We start from the raw sequence: 20140 nt of genomic DNA, 5'->3' as shown, positions 1-20140 counted from the left end.
AGCAGGTGGCGTAGCCTGCGTTCGGCAGCTGCTACAGGACGTGTTTCTCCAGTCGCAGTGCGTCGGCATGGTCCTGGTAATAGTCTTGAATCAGCCCGAATCGCCGATAACCGTTGCGCTCGTACAGAGCGATTGCCATCGGGTTGTCGATGCGTACTTCAAGTCGCAGGTAGGCGCAATCGTGCTCAAGGGCGCAGGCTTCGGCGCGTTCGAGCAATTGCCTGCCCAACCCACTGCCGCGAGCATCAACGGCGATCGCAATCGAATACAGACGTGCCCGTGAAGTACCCCGGTGAAATAACACCAGCGCATACCCCACCAATCGCTCGCCACGTTGGGCCACCAGCAGTTGCCCGTGAGCCCGGCTGATCATCCATCGAAAACTGCGCCGGTTGAGCCGGTCGGTGGTGAAGCATTGCTGTTCGAGTGCCAACAGTGCTGGAAGGTCTTCAATGACCGCCAGGCGGAAAACAGGATTCATATGACCGCCGTAAAAGTTGCGTAACGAAACGGGACTTTCGAAAAAGTTCGTGCTTAATAGGAAAGGTCTTGTTCTCCAACGGATCAATCACTATGTCAGCGGTACAAGGTCATTGGCGCGAAGTATCCGAACAAACTTTGCCGACGGCAATAACTTCTGCAAACTATTTAAATGCCTCGATCAGAACTTCCAGTCCGTTGATGATAATCGTCGAACGCAAGGAAGACTGGACCTCCTACTTTCCCAGTGAAGACATCGTCACCGCCCAGGAATACCTCGAACAGACCCGCAACAACGAGCAGGGCAAACGGGTTCAGGTGATCAACCTGTGCCGCAGTTACAAGTACCTCGGGCACGGCTATTACTGCTCGCTGCTGGCCGAAGCACGGGGGCACAAGGTGATTCCGTCGGTGCGGACCATCAGCGAACTGACCCGAAAGTCCCTGTATGGCCTGGCCTTGGACGATCTGGATAAAACCCTGGAAAAAGCCTTAAGTCATCATGTTTACAGCGACACCGAAGGTTTCACCTTGACCCTGTACTTCGGCCAGACCTCAATCGAGCCATTACAGGAATTGGCTCGACAGTTATTCGAGGTTTTCCCTTGTCCAATATTGTTAGTTGAATTTCGTCGAACTAACGGTTGGCACATCGAAGGTGTAAAGTTCGGCACCCTGCTTAAGTTGCGTGAAGATCAGGAAGATCAGTTTGCAAACGCGCTGGATAGTTTCAGTCGCAAGATCTGGCGCCTGCCACGCTCTCGGCGCTTGGCCCGTTATGACTTGGCCATTCTGCACGACCCGCAAGAAGCATTGCCGCCCTCCAACCCCAAGGCTCTGGACAACTTTGTCAGGGTCGGCAAGATGCTGGGCATCGACGTTGAGCTGATCGAACGCAAGGACTACGCCCGAATCGCCGAATACGACGGGCTGTTGATACGCGAGACGACAAGCGTCGACAACCACACCTACCGTTTCGCGAAAAAAGCCGAGAGTGAAGGCTTGGTGGTGATGGACGATCCGGCGTCGATCCTGCGCTGCACCAACAAGGTTTACCTGACTGACTTGCTCAAGAGCCATCAACTGGGCATGCCGGCCACTGAAATCCTCTACAAGGAGCGACCGGAAGACTTTGAGCGGGTAGGCGAGCGACTGGGGTTTCCTTTGGTGTTGAAAATCCCCGACGGCTGTTTCTCAAAGGGCGTCATCAAGGTTGAAAGCCAGCAAGCCTTGCTCAAGGCCACGGCGGAACTGTTCGAACATTCGGTGTTGCTGCTGGCCCAGGAGTTTTTCTACACCGAATACGACTGGCGCATTGGCGTACTCAACCGCAAGCCGATTTTTGCCTGCCAATACTTTATGTCCAAGGGCCACTGGCAGATCTATAACCACAAGGCCAAAGGCCAGGACATCAACGGCGAATGTCGCACCCTGGCGGTTCACGAAGCGCCGCGAGCGGTGGTCGAACTGGCGGTGAAAACCGCGAATCTCATTGGCGACGGACTCTATGGCGTCGACCTCAAACAGTCCGGCGACAAAGTGGTGGTGATCGAAGTCAACGACAACCCAAACATCGACGCCGGCATCGAAGACGCGTACCTGCAGGACGATCTGTACACGCTGGTGCTGGAAGAGTTCGTCCGGCGGCTGGAGCTCAAACGCCGTGGTCAGGCTTGGTGAGCCCCCGCACCACCAGATACAACAACGGCCCGACAGACACGAAAATCGCCGTCACCAGCAAATAAGGAACCACCGACAACCCTGACCGCCCACGCTTGCGTGCATCCCGGTACATCCAGATACCGGCAAGCGTTGCCAACAGGTACAAATCAATGACCACCTGCGCGGTATCGGGCCGTGACATCAGGCTGATACCGAAGTCGAGCAACGACTGTTCGGCTTGCAGCATCACCGAAACGGTATAGCCGGCGAAAGCGATCAGGGCAACGAGGGGCAGGGCGACAGACTTCATGGTTTCCTTCCTTGGGACGATGAGCAGAATCGCCAGCCTACAGAGCTCGTTGAAAATTGGCCATTGACTTGCCATCAGCGGCCGGCTAATTTCCAGCCATGACTTCCACCGTATTGCGCTGCCAGCCAAGCATTATTACCGCCATTCCTTATTTGGCGGGCTAGCTCACGACTGCAGCACCCAACCCGCCCTAGAGGCGGGTTTTTAGTTTCTGTCTCTTGGGCTCCGATCAAAGTCAGGAGACGACCATGAACAGCACCCCCGTCCAGCAGAGTTTGCTTGAGCATTACGTGAAAAAGATCCTCGCCGCGCCGGTCTACGAACTCGCCGTGCGCACGCCGTTGCAAGCAGCACCGGCCTTGTCCGAGGCGTTGGGTAATCAGATCCTGCTCAAGCGCGAAGACTTGCAACCGACTTTTTCCTTCAAGATACGTGGTGCTTACAACAAGCTGGTGAACCTGAGCGATGAACAGAAGGTTCGGGGCGTGATCACCGCATCGGCAGGCAATCATGCCCAAGGCGTAGCGTTGGCGGCTCGCGAGTTGGGGATTGCCGCCACTATCGTCATGCCCTGCACGACGCCGGAGTTAAAGGTGCAGGGTGTGCGCAGCCGGGGTGCCAATGCGGTGCTGCACGGCGAAAGTTTTCCGTTTGCCCTGGCCTATGCGCTGGACCTGGCACAGCAAACCGGCCGCACCTTTGTCTCGCCCTTCGACGACCCGGACGTGATCGCCGGGCAGGGCACCGTCGGTATGGAGATCCTTCGTCAGCACCAAGGGCCGCTGGATGTGATCTTTGTGCCGGTGGGCGGTGGTGGCTTGATCGCCGGTATCGCTGCGTACGTCAAATACCTGCGCCCGGAAGTGCGCATCATTGGCGTCGAGTCGGAACATTCCGCCTGTTTGCGGGCGGCCTTACAGGCCGGCGAACGGGTTGTGCTGCCAACCGTCGGCACCTTCGCCGATGGTGTGGCCGTCGCTCAGATCGGCGCGCATGGTTTCGAGGTCTGCCGGTTTTGCGTCGATGAAGTGCTGACCGTCAGCAACGACGAACTCTGTGCCGCGATCAAGAATATCTACGACGATACCCGCTCGATCACCGAACCTTCCGGCGCCCTGGCCGTGGCGGGTATCAAGCAGTACGTGGCGCAAACCGGCGTCCGAGGGCAGACCCTGGTGGCCATCGATTCCGGCGCGAATATCAACTTCGACAGCTTGCGTCATGTGGCCGAGCGCGCCGCGTTGAATGGCGCCCCGGCATAAGGGATGGGCGGATTATTCCTGAACGGCTTTCTCGACGTGGCTCGATGCCGACCAGATCCGGTAGCGCACTTCGATGTCTTTGGGCACGTAGAGCACGATCGGCAGTTTGCTGTTGTAGCGAAGCCTGAAGCCGTCACCGACCACCGGCACGAAGTCCTGTTTGCGCTTGCCGTCAGGGCAGGCCATCAGGGTGCTCATCGGGCCGGTGACTTTTTCCAGCCGGTAAAACGGGTAGCCCCAGCCTTCGAGGTTCTTTTCCTCAAGCATGCCGCCCAGACGCTGACGGTTGCAGTCGACGGTCAGGGTCTTGCCGGCCAGAATTTCGACCTGGTAGGCGTCTTCCTGTTTTTGTGGAGCGAGATGAATGACCTGGCGGGTAAAGCCGCTCTCCGGTTTGGGATACGGCGCGACGTCTTCGAGTGTCGCAGCGTGGGCTGCGGACGACAGAAGGACAACTATCAGCCCGGCGGTCGTGTTAAAGGACAAAGTACCCATGATGCCTCCTTGCGTGTGTGTGGGGTCAGCGGATACTGAAAAGATGGACCGCATTCTCACTGCCGTCCTTGCCCAATGCAAACCCGCCCTCAGAGGGGGGTTGCAAAATGCAGGTATTGAAAGCTGACCTTTCTTGCATTTTGCATGACGCAATGTGTTGCCATCTTCTCTAAACCTTGATTTGCCGACGAGGCGCAGGGCGAAATTCCGGGCATGTTTTATGCTGAAGCTGTCTTGAGCTGACCACGGTCCCATTGAGTCAGCGCTGAAACAAAAAAAACGGTCGGACGTTGGAACGATGAAGCCCGCAAGGAAGAAAAGAACGGGCGATCTGAGCTCCGACCGACAATTGATTTCGATTGGCAATCTCACAATACCGAGAGGGTGGCCATGTTTCTTTCTGCCTTGGAACTACGCAATATCGTTGAAAGCAGTTTTCTTCCGAAACGCTGCCAATGCACGCTATCGCCAGACCTGTCGATGACCGTCAAGGTGTATTCGGACAACGAGACTGACCATCTCGACTTGTGCGTTACCGGCATAGACGCCCATCGCCTCAATGGGTGTCGGGAGATTAATCATCTGATCGCCGAGTTACGCACCGACCTTGAGCACAAGACCCATAGCCAAATGTTCAGCCCAAAGTCAAAAGCCCATTAATTAACCGGCCGTTTCACGCAATTCGAGCGACACGCGCCGGGTCTGGATAAACCCCAGACCCAGCGCCAACTCCACCAGGATCGCCAGTAAGATACCCGGCCCGGCATGACCATTGAGCCATTCGCCGAAGCCCAGCGCTGCCAAGCCGAAACAGCCAACCATAAAGCCGCTGCATATCGCACTTCTCGCCGCCGAGGGCGGTGCCTGCCGCACGAGATAAAACATCACCCCAAGCGCACCGAACAGCACCGCACTGCGCCTGGCCACAAACCCCGCTGCGGACGAATACTCGATACTCCAGATCGCCAGCAGCCATTGCGGCATCAAACCCCACACCAGCGCCAGCAGAAAGCAAAGCGCGGCGGTGAACGTCGACAGTGTGCGAAACGAGAACGGCATGGCGAATCCTTTCGGCGGTAGAGGGGACGCCAAAGCATAGCGTCAGAATCCCCGCAGGCCTACCGCCAAGTGCCGAATCAGAATCGTCTGTCAGCTCTGATAACTGCACGCGTCAGAAAGTTTTCGATAGGTAATTTCTGCAGGCTTGCCCGAGGTGCTATCGATGTACTTCATGTCCGCCGTGACCACTTCGCAGTCCAGCGTCGACGGTTCGGTCATGGAAATGACCTTGCCCACATTCAGAGGCATGCCGTAGTGATAAGGCACGGCCTGGGAGGACGACGTATCGTTGGCCTGAGCGAGACCGGCGAATGCGGTGCAGGCGAGGGCGGTGGTCATCAGCAGTGTTCGCATGTTCATGATTGGGTCTCCAGTGCAGAGGGGAATCCAGTTCGATGCAAGAGCGTCGAACCTGCCGCACTGGGCGTCAGAGGGTGCTGAGGGAGTGCGGTCCAGTAAAGTTTTGGACCGCAGGATTAATCGAAGGTTAAGTAGCGGGCTAATGGTTGTTGCTAGCCTGTTGTGCGGTCATCTATTCGAGGCGCACAACCTTGAACCCACGTCGATTTGGAGGCGTCTCTATACCAGCGGGTCCTTCCAACTGCCCCCTTCCTGCAACATAGTCATAGACCAGAAACTTCGCCGACACTTCATACCCGATATTAGGAATGACGAGCCGGACCTGCTCTCGTCCGAGGTACAGCCAACGTGGTAACGCCTTCTCGGCAAAATCGATTCGCTCGACGGTGTGAGTGACAGGGTTCTTGTGTAAAACGACGCCTTTTAAATACGGCGAGCCGTATGCGAAGGCGAATATCAGGCTGGAAGAAACACACTTTGCCAGGAAGACTTCGCCGAAAAAGTCGAAATCCGGGATGTCGCTAAAGGCCGGTTGGATTTTGCTGTCGAGTTTCACAAACAGGCGCTGGCCTTGCGCATTCGTTTCCGCCAGCAAGGACACCTGAGTTCTATCGGCCAAAGGGCAGGTGAGGATTGTCTGGAGTGGTTGCGCGTAGGCCGGGGCGGCTAGCAGTGCCGCGATGATGTACTTCCATGGTGTTTGCATTCGGGGAAATCCCTTCGGTTGTCGGGTCCTACATTACTCATGCGCTTTATCTGCCGACTCAGGATGGTTACGACCTGCTGCAGGTTGCGCAGCAGCGGATGATGGGGTGGAAAGCGCCGGTCTGACGGATACGGTATTACACGCAGGCCAGCCTCTTGCGGACGCTGGCTTGTTCGCCCATCCGAACAATGATTGGCTGAAGTCAAGTCAATCTGCCGCCACTATTATTCTTCACCTGACCAATACCAAATAGTATCGCCCCATCTCGAGTCGCTGAAGCTCGGCATGATTTCGCCCTGTTCGAAATAGCGACGAGATTCTGCTTGTGCAGGTGTAAACCAATAGCCTGCTTTACTGCAGGGTTGCCCTGCATTTATACGAGCAATCTGGGCAGTGTCGGTCGGTTGGTAATTTCTCGCGTATTCAACCAAGTCTTTTGGATAAACCCTATGATTAATTTTGCTGTCGTCGATACCGTACAGAAAAGCAATAGCACCAGCCTCCAGCGCTTCTACAAGCTTTTCCAATAATGGGATCAGGACTACGATCTCATTGCCAGCGGTGTAGCGTATCAGTATTTCCTTGAGTATCAGCTTCTGAAAGTATCTGGCTCTTAGCGATTTTTCTTGCTCGTCAGAGTCGGCCTGAAACGTATTTTCTTTGAAGAATTCAATCGAATCTTTGTAGTTGATAAAAAAATTATCGAAGCGGCTTGATCACCGTTTTTTCGGCGGCCATCCCGGAGTCCTGCTGGTAACTCACTGGCGCCAGCTTGTGGCCGCTGGCCGAGTGCTGGAAGTGGAAATGGATGCCTTCCTCTTCGCAAAGACGCTGGATGAAATGCAGGTCGGATTCGTCGTACTGCACGCAATACAGGCACTTTTCGAGGCAATTGACCGCTACGTCAGATAAAAAGAAGGCCCCACAGAGGGGGCCTTCGTTTATGACTCAGCCAATGAATTCAAAGCGATTGCAGGGAAATGGTCGCGCTCTGAGAGTTTTGCTGGCTGTCAGCATCCATCCAGACCCACTGCGTACCGTCGCCTTGCAGATTATTGGAAATGCTCTGAATCTGCGAGTAACTGATCTTGACGGCCCCAACTTCACTTGCAGTAGGCCCGATCGTGGTGACCTGGCCGGAGAGCAGGCCGTTCGACGTCTCATTGACGACGAACACGGTCGCTTGCGCCTCACGGAACTGGCAGGAGAGGAACTGTGTAATGGTGCTGGTGATCGTCAGGTTCATCCATTTCGATGGGGGGACCGCATAGTAGCGGGTGTACTTGTTGAACGGATGCTGCTCACCATCGGCCGGCAGCGGATAGTTGCTGAGCCCCGATATGTTGGTCGGCATGCTGACACTTCCCAGCCAGATTTCGACCTGTGATTTACCGGCGTTGCTGGACAGTGAGACCGAAACGGTTTGAGTATCGGTGCCCGAGACAAAACCCAACGATGCCAGGCCTGCATTGGCCGTGGTGCCAGGCACCGTGATCGGTACGGGCGGCTGGCTGTTGCTCCAGTTCACGGAGACAGTCGAGTTGTTGTCATTTTGCGCGGAGTTGTAGATAAAGATGCCATAAAGCTGGCCTGGGCTAAGTGCGGTACAGGTGGCTGTATCTCCTGCGGTGAGAGTTAAACGTTGTCCGCCGTTCCAGTTAATTTGGGCAGCTGAGATAGCGACACTTTCCATGTTGGAGTTCCTTTTCCTGTTGTGGTGGTATAAGGATTCGCACAGCAGTTGTCCTTACCTGCGCCGTGCGTGGAAAAGATACTAGTTGAAGGCATGTGGCGGTCAAGCAACTACTTGGTTGTAATTGGCTGCGTGCAATTATTTTTTGGAATAGTTGCAAGTGTAAAGAGCTATAAATTTACTTCAAATTAAAAAATACATGGCTGTCAATAGCCGTTTATCTTTTGCCTGGATTTATAGTTTTAAATTGCAATAAGAATATATCTAAAAAACATAATGGGCGAAAAGATATAACGCCCAAAAGAACCATATGCAGGCTGTCTTTTATTCATGTCCGCCGGCAGGCCCTGAAATCAGGACCTGCCATAGCAGGGGAGGTATGAGGGCGTGTATTTCAGCTCAACTGCCGCCGATACGGTAAATCCGGCCCGGTCTTGCTGCAGGTCAACGCTGCAGCGCTCACCGCAAACCTGAGCATCGCGTCAATCTGCTCACGGCTCAGCCGCTGCACACCCGCAACCGAATCCAGCTGCTGCTCGGTCAGCCAGGTAATCAGCGCCGCCTGGAAGGTATCGCCAGCCCCCACGGTGTCGGCAATCTTCACCGAACAAGCCGGCACCGACCACGTGCCATGAGCCCGGCTGAACACCGTCGCGCCCTGACCGCCACGGGTCAGGAACACCAGCTGACAGCGATGCTCCAGCCAGCTTTCGATCACGCGCTGGGGATCCTGTTCGGGATACAACAGGTTCAAGTCTTCATCGCTGACCTTGATCAGGTCGGCAAGCTCCACCAGGGTGGCGATCCGTGAACGCCACAACTCGATGTTCGGCTCGGGATTCAGGCGCACGTTCGGGTCGAGGCTGATCAGGCGTTTGCCGCTTTCCCGCTGCACCAGCGCCAGCAAGGTATCGGCAACCGGTTGCACCACCAGCGAGAACGAGCCGATGTGCAAGCCGCGCACTTCAGGCCCCAGTTGCGGCAGATGCGCCAGGCTCAGCTGCCGATCCGCGCAGCCTTCGCCGCGAAAGCTGTAGTGGGGCGAGCCGTTGGCACCGACCGCCACCATCGCCAGCGTGGTCGGCGCGGCAAAGTCCACGAGGTAATCCGGGCGCACGCCTTCATCCTGCAGCACTTGCTGCAAGCGGCGGCCGAGGTAGTCGGTCGACAGTCCGGCAAACAGCGCGGCATCCACGCCCAGGCGGCGCAACCCCACCGCAACGTTGAACGGCGAGCCGCCGGCAATTGCCTTGAAATTCACTTTGGATGCCAGGCCGCTGGCATCGTCTTCGCTGAAGAAATCGAATAGCGCTTCACCACACACCAGATACATAGTTGCTCGCTCTTTAAAGGGTTGCGACATGCTGTTGATAGCGTTCGTAGGCCTGCTGACAGGCCTGTACATTTTCTGCAATCGGCAGGGTTTCACTGGCCAGGTCGAGCTTCACGCAGCGCTCGCACAAGTCCGCCAGGCTGTCTTCGTGGCCGTTTGCCCAAGACTTGCACCACGCCGCCTGAATCGCTGCGCCAAGCGCCGCGGCCTCGCTCTGTTCGGTACAAATCACTGGCGTATTCATGATGTCGGCGACGATTTGCCGCCACACCGGGCTTTTGGAGCCGCCGCCGGTCAGGCAGATGCTGCGGCTTTGTAAGCCATTGTGGCGCAGCAGGTCCAGCCCGTAACGCAAACCGAAGGTGGTGCCTTCCACCACGGCGCGGCACAGGTTGGCCCGGGTCAGGTTGGTCATGGTCAACCCCAACAGGCTGCCGCTGGCATGGGGCAGGGCGGGAACGCGTTCGCCATTGAGGAACGGCAGCATGCACACGCCTTCAGCACCAATCGGCGCGTGTTCGACCAGGGCGTTGAACTGCTCGATATCCAGTTCGAACAACTCGCGAATCGCGCCGGTGGCATTGGTCAGGTTCATGGTGCAGATCAGCGGCAACCAGCCGCCGCTGGAGGAACAGAACGTTGCCACCGAGGCGTCCGGACTGACGTGCGCTTGCTCGGCATAGGCGTAGACCGTTCCCGAAGAGCCGAGGCTCATGGTGATCGCGCCGGGCTTGATGTTGCCGGTGCCGATCGCGCCCATCATGTTGTCGCCACCGCCGCTGGAGACCAGGGCCTTGGGGTTGATGCCCAGATGCTCGGCGATGCCTGGCAGGATCGTACCGACCGGCTGGTGGGCATCGATCAGCTCCGGGAGCGCGGCTTGCAGGCGCCCGGTGGGATCGATGTCGCGCAGCAGTTGCAAGTCCCACTGGCGGGTGCGCACGTTGAAATAGCCGGTGCCCGACGCATCGCCGTACTCGCTGCAACTGCGGCCGGTAAGCCAATAGTTGAGGTAGTCATGGGGCAGCAGGATGCGGGCGGTCCGGGCGAAAATTTCCGGGTGCTGTTCTTTGGTCCAGAGCAGCTTCGACACGGTATAGCCAGGCGCGATGACCACGCCGAGGCGTTCCAGGGAGCCTTTTTCACCGCCCAGATGGGCGAGCAAGCGGTCGTTCTCCGGGGTCGATTCGGTGTCGCACCAAAGCTTGGCCGGGCGCAGTACCTGGCCGTGATCGTCGAGCAGCACCAGGCCATGTTGCTGGCCAGAGACGCCGATGCCGAGGATGGCCTGTCCGTCCACGTCCGCTGCGAGCAACGCGCGACGGGTAGCCTGGGTAAAGGCTTCCAGCCACTGGGCAGTGTCTTGCTCGCGACGGCCATTGGGGCCGCTGATGAGGCTGTGGACAGCAGCGCCCTGACCGAGGACCTGACCGCTGTGTGCGTCGAGGATCACGGCTTTGGTGCCTTGGGTGCCGCAGTCGATGCCCAGGAATAGTTGTTGGTTTGCCATGGAAACACCCTACCGAAGATTGTTCCCACGTTCTGCGTGGGAATGCATCAATGGACGCTCTACGTCCGCTTCTGGATGGGACGCGGAGCGTCCCGGGCTGCATTCCCACGCAGAGCGTGGGAATGATCAGACGGCCAGCACTCGTTCGAGCGTCTGCGTCACGCCAACCTCCCGCAAGCTGTTACAGCACCACTCGAACGCCGCGACGAACTCTGGCGAACGGGGAATTGCCGTGCCGAAAATCTCCTCAACCTCCAGCAGCCGCTGGGTGATCAACGCATCATCGGCCACCAGCGCCTGACAGAACGCCGCCCGCGGATCCGGAATTGCATAGGTCTGACCGTTCTCATCCACGCCTTTGAGGTACAGCGCCCACGCCGCCACCACCAGCGCCGCACGTTTGGTCTCGCGGCCATCGGCGATCAAACGGTTGAGGGTCGGCACGGTGAATTTCGGAAACTTCGACGAACCGTCCGAACATACACGCTCCAGCTGATCGGCAATCGCCTGATTGGAAAAGCGCGCCACCAGGGTGTTTTTATACTCGGTCAAATCGATGCCCGGCACCGGTGCCAGTTGCGGCGTCACGTCCAGGTCCATGTAGGCGCGCATGTAGCGCACGAACAGCGGGTCGTTCATGGTTTCGTGAACGAAGCGGTAACCCTTCAAGAACCCCAGGTAGGTCAGGGCCAGATGACTGCCGTTGAGCAGCTTGATCTTCATTTCTTCGTAAGGAGTGACGTCGTCGGTGAACTGCACGCCGACCTTTTCCCAGGCCGGGCGACCGTTGACGAACTTATCTTCCAGCACCCACTGCACAAACGGTTCGCAGACCACTGGCCAGGCGTCGTCAATGCTGTGTTTGTCGTGCAATTGCAGGCGATGCTGGATGCTGGTCATCGGCGTGATGCGGTCGACCATGGCGTTGGGGAAGCTGACGTTGCGCTCGATCCAGTCGCGCAGGTCGGCATCGCGCAGGGCGGCGAACGCGAGCAGGGCTTTACGGGTCACCGCGCCGTTGTGCGGCAGGTTATCGCAGGACATCAGCGTGAACGCGGGCGTGCCGGCTGCACGCCGTTTGGCCAGCGCGGCGCAGAGGAAACCGAACACGGTTCTCGGAGCGTTCGGATTGCTCAGGTCGTGCTGGATCTGCGGCAGGTGTGCCATGAACTCGCCGTTGCTGTCGTCGATGCAGTAGCCGCCCTCGGTGATGGTCAACGAGACGATGCGGATCTCGGGGCTGGCCAGTTTATCGATCAGCGCCTCGGCGCCGTCTTCGGCCAGCAGCATGTCGCGGATCGCGCCGATGACACGCACTTCGGTGTCGTCGGTATCGCCGAGTTCAAACAAGGTGAACAGGTAATCCTGTTCTTTGAGATCGTCCCGGGCACGACGGTCTTCGGCGCGCAGGCCAACCCCGCAGATGGCCCAGTCCAGTGCTTCGCCGGTGTTCATCAAGGCGTCGGTGTAGTACGCCTGATGGGCGCGGTGGAAACCGCCGACGCCAATGTGCGCGATGCCCTGGCGGGTGTCGCTGAGGGTGTAGGCGGGCAGGGCCACCTCGGGGGCGAGGCGGTTGAGGTTGGACTTGTTCAGTTTCATCGCATGTTCTCTGAGGTCAGGCTGCGGCGCGCAGTGGGCGGGTCAGCGCCACGCCGTTGGCATCGAATAAATGGCAGTGTTCGGCGTCCAGGTGCAGGCTCAGGGTTTCGCCATAACGGCTGGCCAAATCGCCGCGAACGCGCATGGTCAACGCTTCGCCGGACGACGTCAGCACATGGCAGAAGGTGTCGCTGCCCAAACGTTCGCTGACATCGGCGGTGACTTGCAACGTGCAGTCGCCAGGTTGCGCCAACTCCAGGTGTTCCGGGCGAATGCCCAGCGTTACCGCACCGCCGACGCTCAGGTTGGCAGCGCTCAGCGGCAGAGTGATGCGGGTACCGGCGTCCAGCAGCACTTCGCAGCCCTGGCTGTCGACACGGGTGACTTTGCCTTTGAGGAAGCCCATTTTCGGTGTGCCGAGAAAACCTGCGACAAACAGGTTGGCCGGCTGGTGATACAGGTCCAGTGGCGAACCGACCTGCTCGATCTTACCGCCATTGAGCACGACGACTTTGTCGGCCATGGTCATGGCTTCGACCTGATCGTGGGTCACGTAGATCATGGTGGCTTGCAGTTCTTTGTGCAGGCGCAACAGTTCCAGGCGCATCTGCACCCGCAGGGCGGCGTCGAGGTTGGACAGCGGTTCGTCGAACAGGAAAATTTTCGGGTTACGCACGATGGCCCGGCCGATCGCTACGCGCTGACGCTGACCGCCGGACAGCTGTTTCGGTTTACGTTCGAGCATCGGCCCGAGTTCCAGAATGCGCGCTGCTTCGCCGACTTTCTTCTCGACTTCGGCTTTCGCTACACCGGCCAGGTCGAGGGCGAACGACATGTTTTTACGCACGCTCATGTGCGGGTACAGGGCGTAGGTCTGGAACACCATCGCCAGGTCGCGCTTGGCCGGGCTGACTTCGGTGATGTCGCGGCCATCGAGCTCGATGGTGCCGCCGCTGACTTCTTCAAGGCCGGCGATCAGCCGCAGCAGGGTGGACTTGCCGCAACCCGACGGGCCGACGAACACCACGAATTCCTTGTCGTTCACTTCCAGGTCGATGCCTTTGATGATGGAAAAACCTTCGAAGCCTTTTTGCAGATTTTTGATTTTCAGGTTGGCCATGATGGCGCTCCTTTATGTTTATTCTTTGAGGGCTATTTCACGGCGCCAAACGACAGGCCGCGGACCAGCTGTTTCTGGCTGATCCAGCCGAAGATCAGGATCGGCGCGCAAGCCAGGGTCGACACCGCCGACAACTTGGCCCAGAACAAACCTTCGGGGCTTGAGTAAGAGGCGATCAGTGCGGTCAGCGGCGCGGCTTTGGACGAGGTCAGGTTCAGCGACCAGAACGCCTCGTTCCAGCACAGGATCAGCGACAGCAACACCGTGGAGGCCAGGCCGCCCTTGGCGATCGGCAGCAGCACCCGGACCATTTCCTGCCACAGGGTGGCGCCGTCCAGGCGTGCCGCTTCGAGGATGTCCTTGGGGATGTCTTTGAAGTAGGTGTAAACCATCCAGACCACGATCGGCAGGTTGATCAGCGTGTAGATCACGATCAGCGCAATTCGTGTATCCAGCAGGCCAAAGCTCTTGGCCAACAGGTAGATCGGCATCAGCACACCCACTGGCGGCAGCATCTTGGTGGAGAGCATCCACAGTAGCGTGCCTTTGGTGCGCTGGGTTTCGTAGAACGCCATGGAGTAGGCGGCCGGCACCGCAATCAGCAGGCACAATGCCGTGGCGCTGAAGGAAATCACCACCGAGTTCCAGGCGAAACTGAAGTAGTCGCTGCGCTCGTTGATGTGCAGGTAGTTTTCCAGCGTCGGCGTGAAGATGAACTGCGGTGGTGTGGCGAAGGCGTCGATTTCGGTCTTGAAACTGGTCAGCACCATCCAGAAGATCGGGAAGAAAATCAGGATCGCGATGGCCCAGGCCAGAGTGCCGAGCAGCAGGCTTTGCAGACGACGGGATTGTTGAAGAGTCATGGCGCGGGCCTCAGGCTTTGTCTGTCAGGTTTTTGCCGATCATGCGCACCAGCACAATGGCCGCGATGTTGGCAATCACCACCGCGATCAAGCCACCGGCGGAGGCCATGCCGACGTCGAACTGCACCAGCGCCTGGTTGTAGATCAGGTAGGCGAGGTTGGTCGAGGCGTAGCCGGGGCCACCATTGGTGGTGGTGAAAATTTCGGCGAACACCGACAGCAGGAAGATGGTTTCGATCATCACCACCACCGCAATCGGCCGGGCCAGGTGCGGCAAAGTCAGGTGCCAGAAAATCGCGATCGGGCCGGCACCGTCCAGGCGCGCTGCTTCCTTTTGTTCCTGGTCGAGGGACTGCATGGCGGTCATCAGGATCAGGATCGCGAAGGGCAACCATTGCCAGGACACAATGATGATGATCGACAGCAGCGGGTAGTGCGCCAGCCAGTCCACCGGCTGCGCGCCAAACAGCTTCCAGATGTAGGCGAGAATCCCCGAGACCGGGTGAAAGATCAGGTTCTTCCAGATCAGCGCACCGACGGTGGGCATGATGAAGAACGGCGAGATCAACATCACCCGCACGATGCCGCGACCGAGAAACTCACTGGCCTCCAGCAACGCGCTGATCAACACGCCGAACACCACGCTGATCAGCAACACACTGCCCACCAGCAACAGGGTATTGGTGGCGCCGGGCAGGAAACCCGAATCGCTCAGGAAGTAGCTGAAGTTCTCCAGCCCCACGAATTCGTTTTCGCCGGGGTAGAGCAGGTTGTAGCGGATCATCGAAAAGTAAACGGTCATGCCCAACGGCACGATCATCCACAGCAGCAGCAACGCCACCGAGGGGCTGACCAGAAACCAGCCGGGGTTGCTCAACCGGCTTTTACGCACCGGCTGGGGGATGTCCATGTGAGCTTTGACAGTGGTTGAAGTATTCATGGCGATCAGAACCGATTGGGAACAGACAAATGAAGATCAACTGTAGGGGCGAGGCTGTGTGGCGAGGGGGCTTGCCCCCGTTCGGCTGCGAAGCAGTCGCAAAGTGTTTTTGGGGCCGCTTCGCGACCCAACGGGGGCAAGCCCCCTCGCCACACAAGCCTCGCTCCTACAAGTGCGCGGGGTTATTTGGGATAACCGGCGCGCTTCATCTCACGTTCGGTGGTTGACTGGGCGGCGGTCAGGGCCTGGTCGACTGTGGTCTGGCCGATCAACGCGGCCGAGAACAGCTTGCCGACCTGAGTGCCCACGGCCTGGAATTCTGGAATGGTCACCAGCTGGATACCTATGTAGGGCACAGGCTTTTGCGACGGTTGGCTCGGGTCCGCGGCTTTCAGCGATTCCAGCGTCACCTTGGCGAACGGCGCGGCATTCATGTAAGCCTCGGTGTAGGTCGAGGCGCGAGTGCCTGGTGGCACGTTGGCGATGCCGTCTTTTTCCGCGACCAGGGCTCCGTACTCCTTGGACGTGGCCCAGGCGCTGAAGGTTTTCGCCGCTTCCTTGGCCTTGGAACTGGTGGGGATAGCCAGTGCCCACGAATACAGCCAGGCCGAACCTTTGTCGGTGACCTGATGCGGTGCGTAAGTAAAGCCCACGTGGTCGCTGACTTTGCTCTGGGTTTTGTCGGTCACGAACGAGCCGGCCACACTGGCATCGACCCAGATCGCGCACTTGCCGCTGTTGAACAGCGCCAGGTTCTCGTTGAAGCCGTTGCTCGACGCGCCGGGCGGGCCGGACTTTTTCATGATGTCGACGTAGAAATTCAGCGCATTTTTCCACTCAGGACCGGTGAATTCCGGCTGCCATTTCTCATCGAACCAGCGAGCGCCATAGGCGTTGGCGACAGTGGTGATCAGCGCCATGTTTTCGCCCCAGCCAGCCTTGCCGCGCAGGCAGATGCCGTACTGTTCTTTGTCTTTATGGGTGAGTTTGCTGGCGAATTCGCCGATCTGTTCCCAGGTCGGGCGTTCCGGCATGGTCAGCCCGGCGTCCTTGAACAGGTCGGTGCGGTAATAGGTGATGGAGCTTTCAGCGTAGAACGGCAGGGCATAGAGCGAGCCCTTGACCGAAAGACCTTCACGCACCGAAGGGAAAACGTCGTCGAGGGCGTAGTTGGCCGGCAAGTCCTTCATCGGTTCCAACCAACCCTTGGCGCCCCAGAGTGCGGCTTCGTACATGCCGATGGTCAACACATCAAACTGTCCGCCCTGGGTCGCGATGTCGGTGGTCAGGCGTTGGCGCAGGACGTTTTCTTCAAGCACCACCCAATTGAGTTTGATGTCCGGATGCTCGGCCTCGAAGGTTTTCGAGAGCTTTTGCATGCGGATCATGTCGCTGTTGTTGACGGTGGCGATGGTCAGGGTCTGAGCGCCGAGGCTGACGCTGCTGAGGGTCATGCAGGTGAGGGCAAGCAGAGCTTTTACAGAAGGTTGCATCGTGCACTCCTTTTCTGCACCCAGGGGGTTACAGAAGGACAGTTATTGTTTTTGTGTCTTCCTGCGCAGGGAAGAATGTGCAGCGATTACAGCCTTCAATTGACGGGCTGACAAATCATCCATCGCACTGTGATCGATACTTTTTTGCACTGGGCTTTGGCGGGGGAGATGCAAGGACAGGCTTTGCAGAGGCGAGCGGTCATTGAATTTGTACAGGTTTCATCGGCCTCTTCGCGGGCAAACCTCGCTCCTGCAGAAGCGAGGCTTGCCCGCGAAGGCGATCTAAAATTCAGCCGAGGTTTTGCTCAGTCAACCGCTGCACCGCCAGCCGCCGATAGTGCGACGGCGTCATGCCCTTGAGCTGCTGAAAACGCCGGTTGAAGTTGGAAATATTATTGAAGCCCGACTCGAAACACACATCGGTCACCGTTTTGTCGCCATCGGCCAGCAGCTCGCAGGATTTGCTGATGCGCAGGCGATTGACGAACTCGATGAAGCAGCGGCCGGTGGCCTGTTTGAACACTCGGCTGAAGTAGGTCGGCTTGAGGCCCAAATGCTCGGCCACCTCTTCCAGCGTTAAATCCTTGGCGTAATGGGCAAAGATGTAATCCACCGCGCGGTTGGTACGGTCGATATTGTGTTCATCGGCCAATTGCGGCGTCGTGGCACCGGACAGCAACTGGTAGTCATCGGACGCCGCCAGCAACTCCAGCAGAATGAAAAAATGCCCGAGCCGGGTCATGCCTCGGGTGTCGGCGATGCGCTGCATCAAGGTCATGGCCTGGCGGATGGTGCGCTTGCAGCGAAACTCGATGCCGTACTGCGCGCGCTCCAGCAAGGGAACAATTGTCTTGAGTTCGGCGAACACCTGATGGCCGCTTTCGAACAGTTCATCAGTGAAATTGACCAGCATGTCGCGCTCGGGCACCACTTCGTCTTCGGCCACCTGGCTGATCCAGTTGTGGGGCAGGTTGGGGCCGGTCAGAAACAATGTTTCCGGGTAGAAGTTACCGATGTAGTCACCGATGAACACCTTGCCGGAGCTGGCGACGATCAGGTGCAGTTCGTATTCCTTGTGGAAATGCCAGCGCACCAGGGGGCAGGGGAATCCGTGCTGGCGATAGATGATGGACAACCCGTTGTGGTCGTCCATCAATTCATAGGAAGGATCGGTGACTCTGGCTGTTCGGGTCATGTCAGGGTGCTTTTATTGTTATCGCCCCTTGATCATGCCTCTTTCGGGACGCCTAAGGCCAGCTTGCAACGCGACTGTGCTCAGACGGGGGCATGCAAGGCATCACCGTATACCGCTTTCATGCTGGTGGCACTCCAGCAGTAACGAACGATTTCGGATTCGTCGAAAAAGTCGGTATTGATGATGCTGCAGCGCGTCACCCAGTCCCGGGTGGGATTGAACCAGTCATTGATATGGTTTTTGATATCTTGAGGCCCTCCCAGAAACGCGTAGCTGGTGGCTGATAACGACCATAAAAATGTTTCGTAAGGCGCGTCTTTGAGTGTATTGGAAATATGGGTTTTCAGATCATCGCTATTGGTGAAGCGTCTGCCGGCCCACTTGTGTGTGATGCGCGGCCAGAAGTAGTCCTCATCGAGCTCCCGCCGTGCAGGCGCCGCCAACACTACCCTGCGACGAGCACTGATACGCTTTAGTTCGCCGATCGTTTTTGTGGCGTCACCGGATGGTATGGCCCGCTGTCCGAGTTGACTCACCAGAAGAGCATTGAGTTTCTGATAGTCAAAGGGCTTGTTGCCGTCCCCTAGTTCATGAAAGTCGAAAACCACAAATTCGTCCGGGTTGCGATCCAGGAAAGATAATATTGCGCTGATGAGTTCATCGAGAACTCGATGTGACTGATATCCATTGTGATGGAAATAGAAAATCGACTGATCAGCCCCCTCGGTGTAGCCCAAGCGGATATCGAATGCCCGTGCGCCATTGGACAATTGCCATGTAAATGAATCGTTTTGACACGTCGTCCAGTTGCCGACGACCACCTCATAATTAGGCGCCTGTTTATCCATGCCGGCATTATGGGCGCCGGGCCAGACAACATCAGTCAGTTTTATACGATCGATGTCGAGGGCATTACTCATCCACTTTTGTTTGTCCAGCGTGATTACTGTGTTATGGGTCATGACAGTTCCTTGTCGTAGACTCGTCCCCTCCATGGAGGGGACGAGGTCCATGTTTCGGGTGTGGCTGCGTGCCATACCTCTATTACTACGCCTGCGTAGAAAGGCTTTCATGACCCAGCATAGAAGTGCGCAACAGCATTGCCAGTCACGGAAATACTTGCATAAGAAATAACCCTTAAATGGCACAGCGCTAGTTGGCGCGCTTGGCCGCTTTACTCAGGTTCGCGGTCAGGCAATATGAAACGATGTTGCTTTCTTCAATGAAGTCGACGTTGATAATGTTGCACCGTGTTGCCCAGTCGCTATTATTCGGATCAAACCACGAATTAAGCTCATCGTGAATATCTACCGGACCGCCGAGAGCGCTATAACTGGTCGCGGACAGGGACCATGGTGCCCATGAACCTGGCGGATATTTCAGCACTTTTATAATGTACTGCTCCAACTCGGCGGCACTGGTGATGCCGTTGCCAGACCATTTGTGGTCGATTTGCTGAATGAACACGTTCTTGTCAATTGCCCAGTGCCAAGGCGCAGCAACCACAACGCGTTGGCTGCCGCTGAGGCGTTTGAGTTGGCCGAGGCTCAACGAGCGATTTTGGTTGGGAATCAAGCGACGCCCAAGGAAGTGGACCATCATCTTATTGAAGTAAGCGTAATCAAAGGTATCCCCATTCAACTCATGAAAGTCCAAGATGATGAATTCATTGGGATTTTCTTGCAGAAATGCTTCTACGTCACTGACAAGGTGTCCAAGCGTGCGGCCGTTACGGTAGCCGTTGTGATGAATGCAGAACTTGCCAAGCCCCGGCGCACTGGCGTCATACGTCAAACGGATGTCAAGCACTCGGGAACCGTGGCGCAGTTGCGAGTAAAACGATTCGTGCTGACACGCCAGCCAATGGGCGCCCGGGATCAGCGGCCAGGATGCCTTCCAGTCGCTGCCGGCGTTATGGGTGCCTGGCAGTGTCAATTCGGCGAGCGACAAAGTATCAATCGCCGGCGTGGCGGCCATCCAATTTCTAAATGCGTAGTTGTTCTGAATAACGTTATCCATTTAATGCATCCTTGCATTGTTTTATAGGTGTTATCGGT

At 57.3% G+C, this 20140-nt stretch carries 19 protein-coding genes and 3 pseudogenes; 3 read left to right on the top strand and 19 right to left on the bottom strand.

All coding sequences use genetic code 11. The features are described 5' to 3' along the window. Positions 1-34: 34 nt before the first annotated feature. A pseudogene (gene rimI / locus JUI81_RS03170) lies at positions 35-481 on the bottom strand (ribosomal protein S18-alanine N-acetyltransferase); the annotation flags it as partial. Positions 482-681: 200 nt separating this feature from the next. On the opposite strand from rimI, the gene JUI81_RS03165 reads away from it, so the two are divergent. Next, positions 682-2160 (top strand): RimK family protein, encoded by a 1479-nt coding sequence (locus tag JUI81_RS03165; protein WP_204123715.1) that lies wholly within the window; start codon positions 682-684, stop codon positions 2158-2160. Here the strand turns inward: JUI81_RS03165 and JUI81_RS03160 are convergent. After that, positions 2135-2452: a DUF2834 domain-containing protein gene (locus JUI81_RS03160; RefSeq protein ID WP_019579077.1), complete on the bottom strand. Its 318-nt coding sequence runs from the start codon at positions 2450-2452 to the stop codon at positions 2135-2137. The genes JUI81_RS03165 and JUI81_RS03160 overlap by 26 nt on opposite strands. A gap of 248 nt (positions 2453-2700) precedes the next feature. Between JUI81_RS03160 and ilvA the strand changes: the two are divergent. Then, positions 2701-3696, top strand: a pseudogene (gene ilvA / locus JUI81_RS03155) (threonine ammonia-lyase, biosynthetic); the annotation flags it as partial. A gap of 30 nt (positions 3697-3726) precedes the next feature. On the opposite strand, the gene eco reads toward ilvA, so the two are convergent. Further along, on the bottom strand, positions 3727-4209 hold the full coding sequence (eco, locus tag JUI81_RS03150; RefSeq protein WP_204123714.1) for a serine protease inhibitor ecotin: 483 nt from the start codon (positions 4207-4209) through the stop codon (positions 3727-3729). Between the two features lie 390 nt (positions 4210-4599). Here eco and JUI81_RS03145 point away from each other — a divergent pair, with 390 nt between their 5' ends. Further along, the gene (locus JUI81_RS03145; protein ID WP_026331664.1) at positions 4600-4869 is read left to right on the top strand and encodes a DUF1652 domain-containing protein; all 270 of its coding nucleotides are present in this window, start codon (positions 4600-4602) and stop codon (positions 4867-4869) included. On the opposite strand, the gene JUI81_RS03140 is transcribed toward JUI81_RS03145, so the two are convergent. The 16 genes and pseudogenes from JUI81_RS03140 to JUI81_RS03065 all read right to left on the bottom strand — a co-directional run bounded on the left by JUI81_RS03140 (position 4870) and on the right by JUI81_RS03065 (position 20102). Then, a complete protein-coding gene (locus JUI81_RS03140; RefSeq protein WP_028940527.1) occupies positions 4870-5268 on the bottom strand; it encodes a hypothetical protein in 399 nt (132 codons plus the stop codon). Positions 5269-5358: 90 nt separating this feature from the next. Continuing rightward, on the bottom strand, positions 5359-5628 hold the full coding sequence (locus JUI81_RS03135; protein ID WP_028940528.1) for a DUF2790 domain-containing protein: 270 nt from the start codon (positions 5626-5628) through the stop codon (positions 5359-5361). Positions 5629-5800: 172 nt separating this feature from the next. Continuing rightward, entirely contained in the window at positions 5801-6334 is a 534-nt protein-coding gene (locus JUI81_RS03130) for a hypothetical protein (RefSeq protein ID WP_204123713.1), read from the bottom strand. Positions 6335-6558: 224 nt separating this feature from the next. Next, on the bottom strand, positions 6559-7026 hold the full coding sequence (locus JUI81_RS03125; protein ID WP_204123855.1) for a DUF1910 domain-containing protein: 468 nt from the start codon (positions 7024-7026) through the stop codon (positions 6559-6561). Positions 7027-7045: 19 nt separating this feature from the next. Next, positions 7046-7207: pseudogene (locus JUI81_RS03120) on the bottom strand (contractile injection system protein, VgrG/Pvc8 family); the annotation flags it as partial. 88 nt (positions 7208-7295) lie between these two features. Next, positions 7296-8027 carry a hypothetical protein gene (locus tag JUI81_RS03115; protein WP_204123712.1) on the bottom strand — a complete coding sequence of 244 codons (732 nt, stop codon included), beginning with the start codon at positions 8025-8027 and terminating at the stop codon, positions 7296-7298. A 394-nt stretch (positions 8028-8421) separates the two neighbouring features. Further along, positions 8422-9360 (bottom strand): carbohydrate kinase, encoded by a 939-nt coding sequence (locus JUI81_RS03110; RefSeq protein WP_204123711.1) that lies wholly within the window; start codon positions 9358-9360, stop codon positions 8422-8424. 13 nt (positions 9361-9373) lie between these two features. After that, the gene (gene xylB / locus JUI81_RS03105; RefSeq protein WP_204123710.1) at positions 9374-10870 is read right to left on the bottom strand and encodes a xylulokinase; all 1497 of its coding nucleotides are present in this window, start codon (positions 10868-10870) and stop codon (positions 9374-9376) included. Between the two features lie 126 nt (positions 10871-10996). After that, complete coding sequence (locus JUI81_RS03100; RefSeq protein WP_204123709.1) at positions 10997-12472, bottom strand: mannitol dehydrogenase family protein; 1476 nt, start codon at positions 12470-12472, stop codon at positions 10997-10999. A gap of 16 nt (positions 12473-12488) precedes the next feature. Further along, complete coding sequence (locus tag JUI81_RS03095) at positions 12489-13592, bottom strand: ABC transporter ATP-binding protein (RefSeq protein WP_019579065.1); 1104 nt, start codon at positions 13590-13592, stop codon at positions 12489-12491. 32 nt (positions 13593-13624) lie between these two features. After that, positions 13625-14455 carry a carbohydrate ABC transporter permease gene (locus JUI81_RS03090; RefSeq protein ID WP_019579064.1) on the bottom strand — a complete coding sequence of 277 codons (831 nt, stop codon included), beginning with the start codon at positions 14453-14455 and terminating at the stop codon, positions 13625-13627. 10 nt (positions 14456-14465) lie between these two features. Next, entirely contained in the window at positions 14466-15395 is a 930-nt protein-coding gene (locus JUI81_RS03085; RefSeq protein ID WP_028940533.1) for a carbohydrate ABC transporter permease, read from the bottom strand. A gap of 182 nt (positions 15396-15577) precedes the next feature. Next, on the bottom strand, positions 15578-16888 hold the full coding sequence (locus JUI81_RS03080; protein WP_204123708.1) for a sugar ABC transporter substrate-binding protein: 1311 nt from the start codon (positions 16886-16888) through the stop codon (positions 15578-15580). A 289-nt stretch (positions 16889-17177) separates the two neighbouring features. Further along, positions 17178-18083, bottom strand: a complete 906-nt coding sequence (locus JUI81_RS03075) for an AraC family transcriptional regulator (protein WP_204123707.1) — start codon at positions 18081-18083, stop codon at positions 17178-17180. Between the two features lie 80 nt (positions 18084-18163). Next, positions 18164-19045 carry a phospholipase gene (locus tag JUI81_RS03070; protein WP_204123706.1) on the bottom strand — a complete coding sequence of 294 codons (882 nt, stop codon included), beginning with the start codon at positions 19043-19045 and terminating at the stop codon, positions 18164-18166. A gap of 190 nt (positions 19046-19235) precedes the next feature. Continuing rightward, positions 19236-20102, bottom strand: coding sequence for a phospholipase (locus JUI81_RS03065; RefSeq protein ID WP_204123705.1), 867 nt, complete (start codon positions 20100-20102; stop codon positions 19236-19238). Positions 20103-20140 lie beyond the last annotated feature (38 nt).

It is taken from the genome of Pseudomonas sp. 008 (genome assembly GCF_016861935.1).
Classification (GTDB): Bacteria; Pseudomonadota; Gammaproteobacteria; order Pseudomonadales; family Pseudomonadaceae; genus Aquipseudomonas.
The sequence above is the reverse complement of the archived record's forward strand: the minus strand, read 5'-3'. Positions and strand labels throughout refer to the sequence as shown.

What these genes read in the sequence shown, in the direction of transcription:
- JUI81_RS03165 (WP_204123715.1), top strand. Translation starts at nt 682, where the DNA reads ATGATAATCGTCGAACGCAAGGAAGACTGGACCTCCTACTTTCCCAGT.
- JUI81_RS03075 (WP_204123707.1), bottom strand. Translation starts at nt 18,083, where the DNA reads ATGACCCGAACAGCCAGAGTCACCGATCCTTCCTATGAATTGATGGAC.
- xylB (WP_204123710.1), bottom strand. Translation starts at nt 10,870, where the DNA reads ATGGCAAACCAACAACTATTCCTGGGCATCGACTGCGGCACCCAAGGC.
- JUI81_RS03095 (WP_019579065.1), bottom strand. Translation starts at nt 13,592, where the DNA reads ATGGCCAACCTGAAAATCAAAAATCTGCAAAAAGGCTTCGAAGGTTTT.
- JUI81_RS03100 (WP_204123709.1), bottom strand. Translation starts at nt 12,472, where the DNA reads ATGAAACTGAACAAGTCCAACCTCAACCGCCTCGCCCCCGAGGTGGCC.
- JUI81_RS03140 (WP_028940527.1), bottom strand. Translation starts at nt 5,268, where the DNA reads ATGCCGTTCTCGTTTCGCACACTGTCGACGTTCACCGCCGCGCTTTGC.
- JUI81_RS03160 (WP_019579077.1), bottom strand. Translation starts at nt 2,452, where the DNA reads ATGAAGTCTGTCGCCCTGCCCCTCGTTGCCCTGATCGCTTTCGCCGGC.
- JUI81_RS03085 (WP_028940533.1), bottom strand. Translation starts at nt 15,395, where the DNA reads ATGAATACTTCAACCACTGTCAAAGCTCACATGGACATCCCCCAGCCG.
- JUI81_RS03145 (WP_026331664.1), top strand. Translation starts at nt 4,600, where the DNA reads ATGTTTCTTTCTGCCTTGGAACTACGCAATATCGTTGAAAGCAGTTTT.
- JUI81_RS03130 (WP_204123713.1), bottom strand. Translation starts at nt 6,334, where the DNA reads ATGCAAACACCATGGAAGTACATCATCGCGGCACTGCTAGCCGCCCCG.
- JUI81_RS03110 (WP_204123711.1), bottom strand. Translation starts at nt 9,360, where the DNA reads ATGTATCTGGTGTGTGGTGAAGCGCTATTCGATTTCTTCAGCGAAGAC.
- JUI81_RS03090 (WP_019579064.1), bottom strand. Translation starts at nt 14,455, where the DNA reads ATGACTCTTCAACAATCCCGTCGTCTGCAAAGCCTGCTGCTCGGCACT.
- eco (WP_204123714.1), bottom strand. Translation starts at nt 4,209, where the DNA reads ATGGGTACTTTGTCCTTTAACACGACCGCCGGGCTGATAGTTGTCCTT.
- JUI81_RS03115 (WP_204123712.1), bottom strand. Translation starts at nt 8,027, where the DNA reads ATGGAAAGTGTCGCTATCTCAGCTGCCCAAATTAACTGGAACGGCGGA.
- JUI81_RS03135 (WP_028940528.1), bottom strand. Translation starts at nt 5,628, where the DNA reads ATGAACATGCGAACACTGCTGATGACCACCGCCCTCGCCTGCACCGCA.
- JUI81_RS03070 (WP_204123706.1), bottom strand. Translation starts at nt 19,045, where the DNA reads ATGACCCATAACACAGTAATCACGCTGGACAAACAAAAGTGGATGAGT.
- JUI81_RS03065 (WP_204123705.1), bottom strand. Translation starts at nt 20,102, where the DNA reads ATGGATAACGTTATTCAGAACAACTACGCATTTAGAAATTGGATGGCC.
- JUI81_RS03080 (WP_204123708.1), bottom strand. Translation starts at nt 16,888, where the DNA reads ATGCAACCTTCTGTAAAAGCTCTGCTTGCCCTCACCTGCATGACCCTC.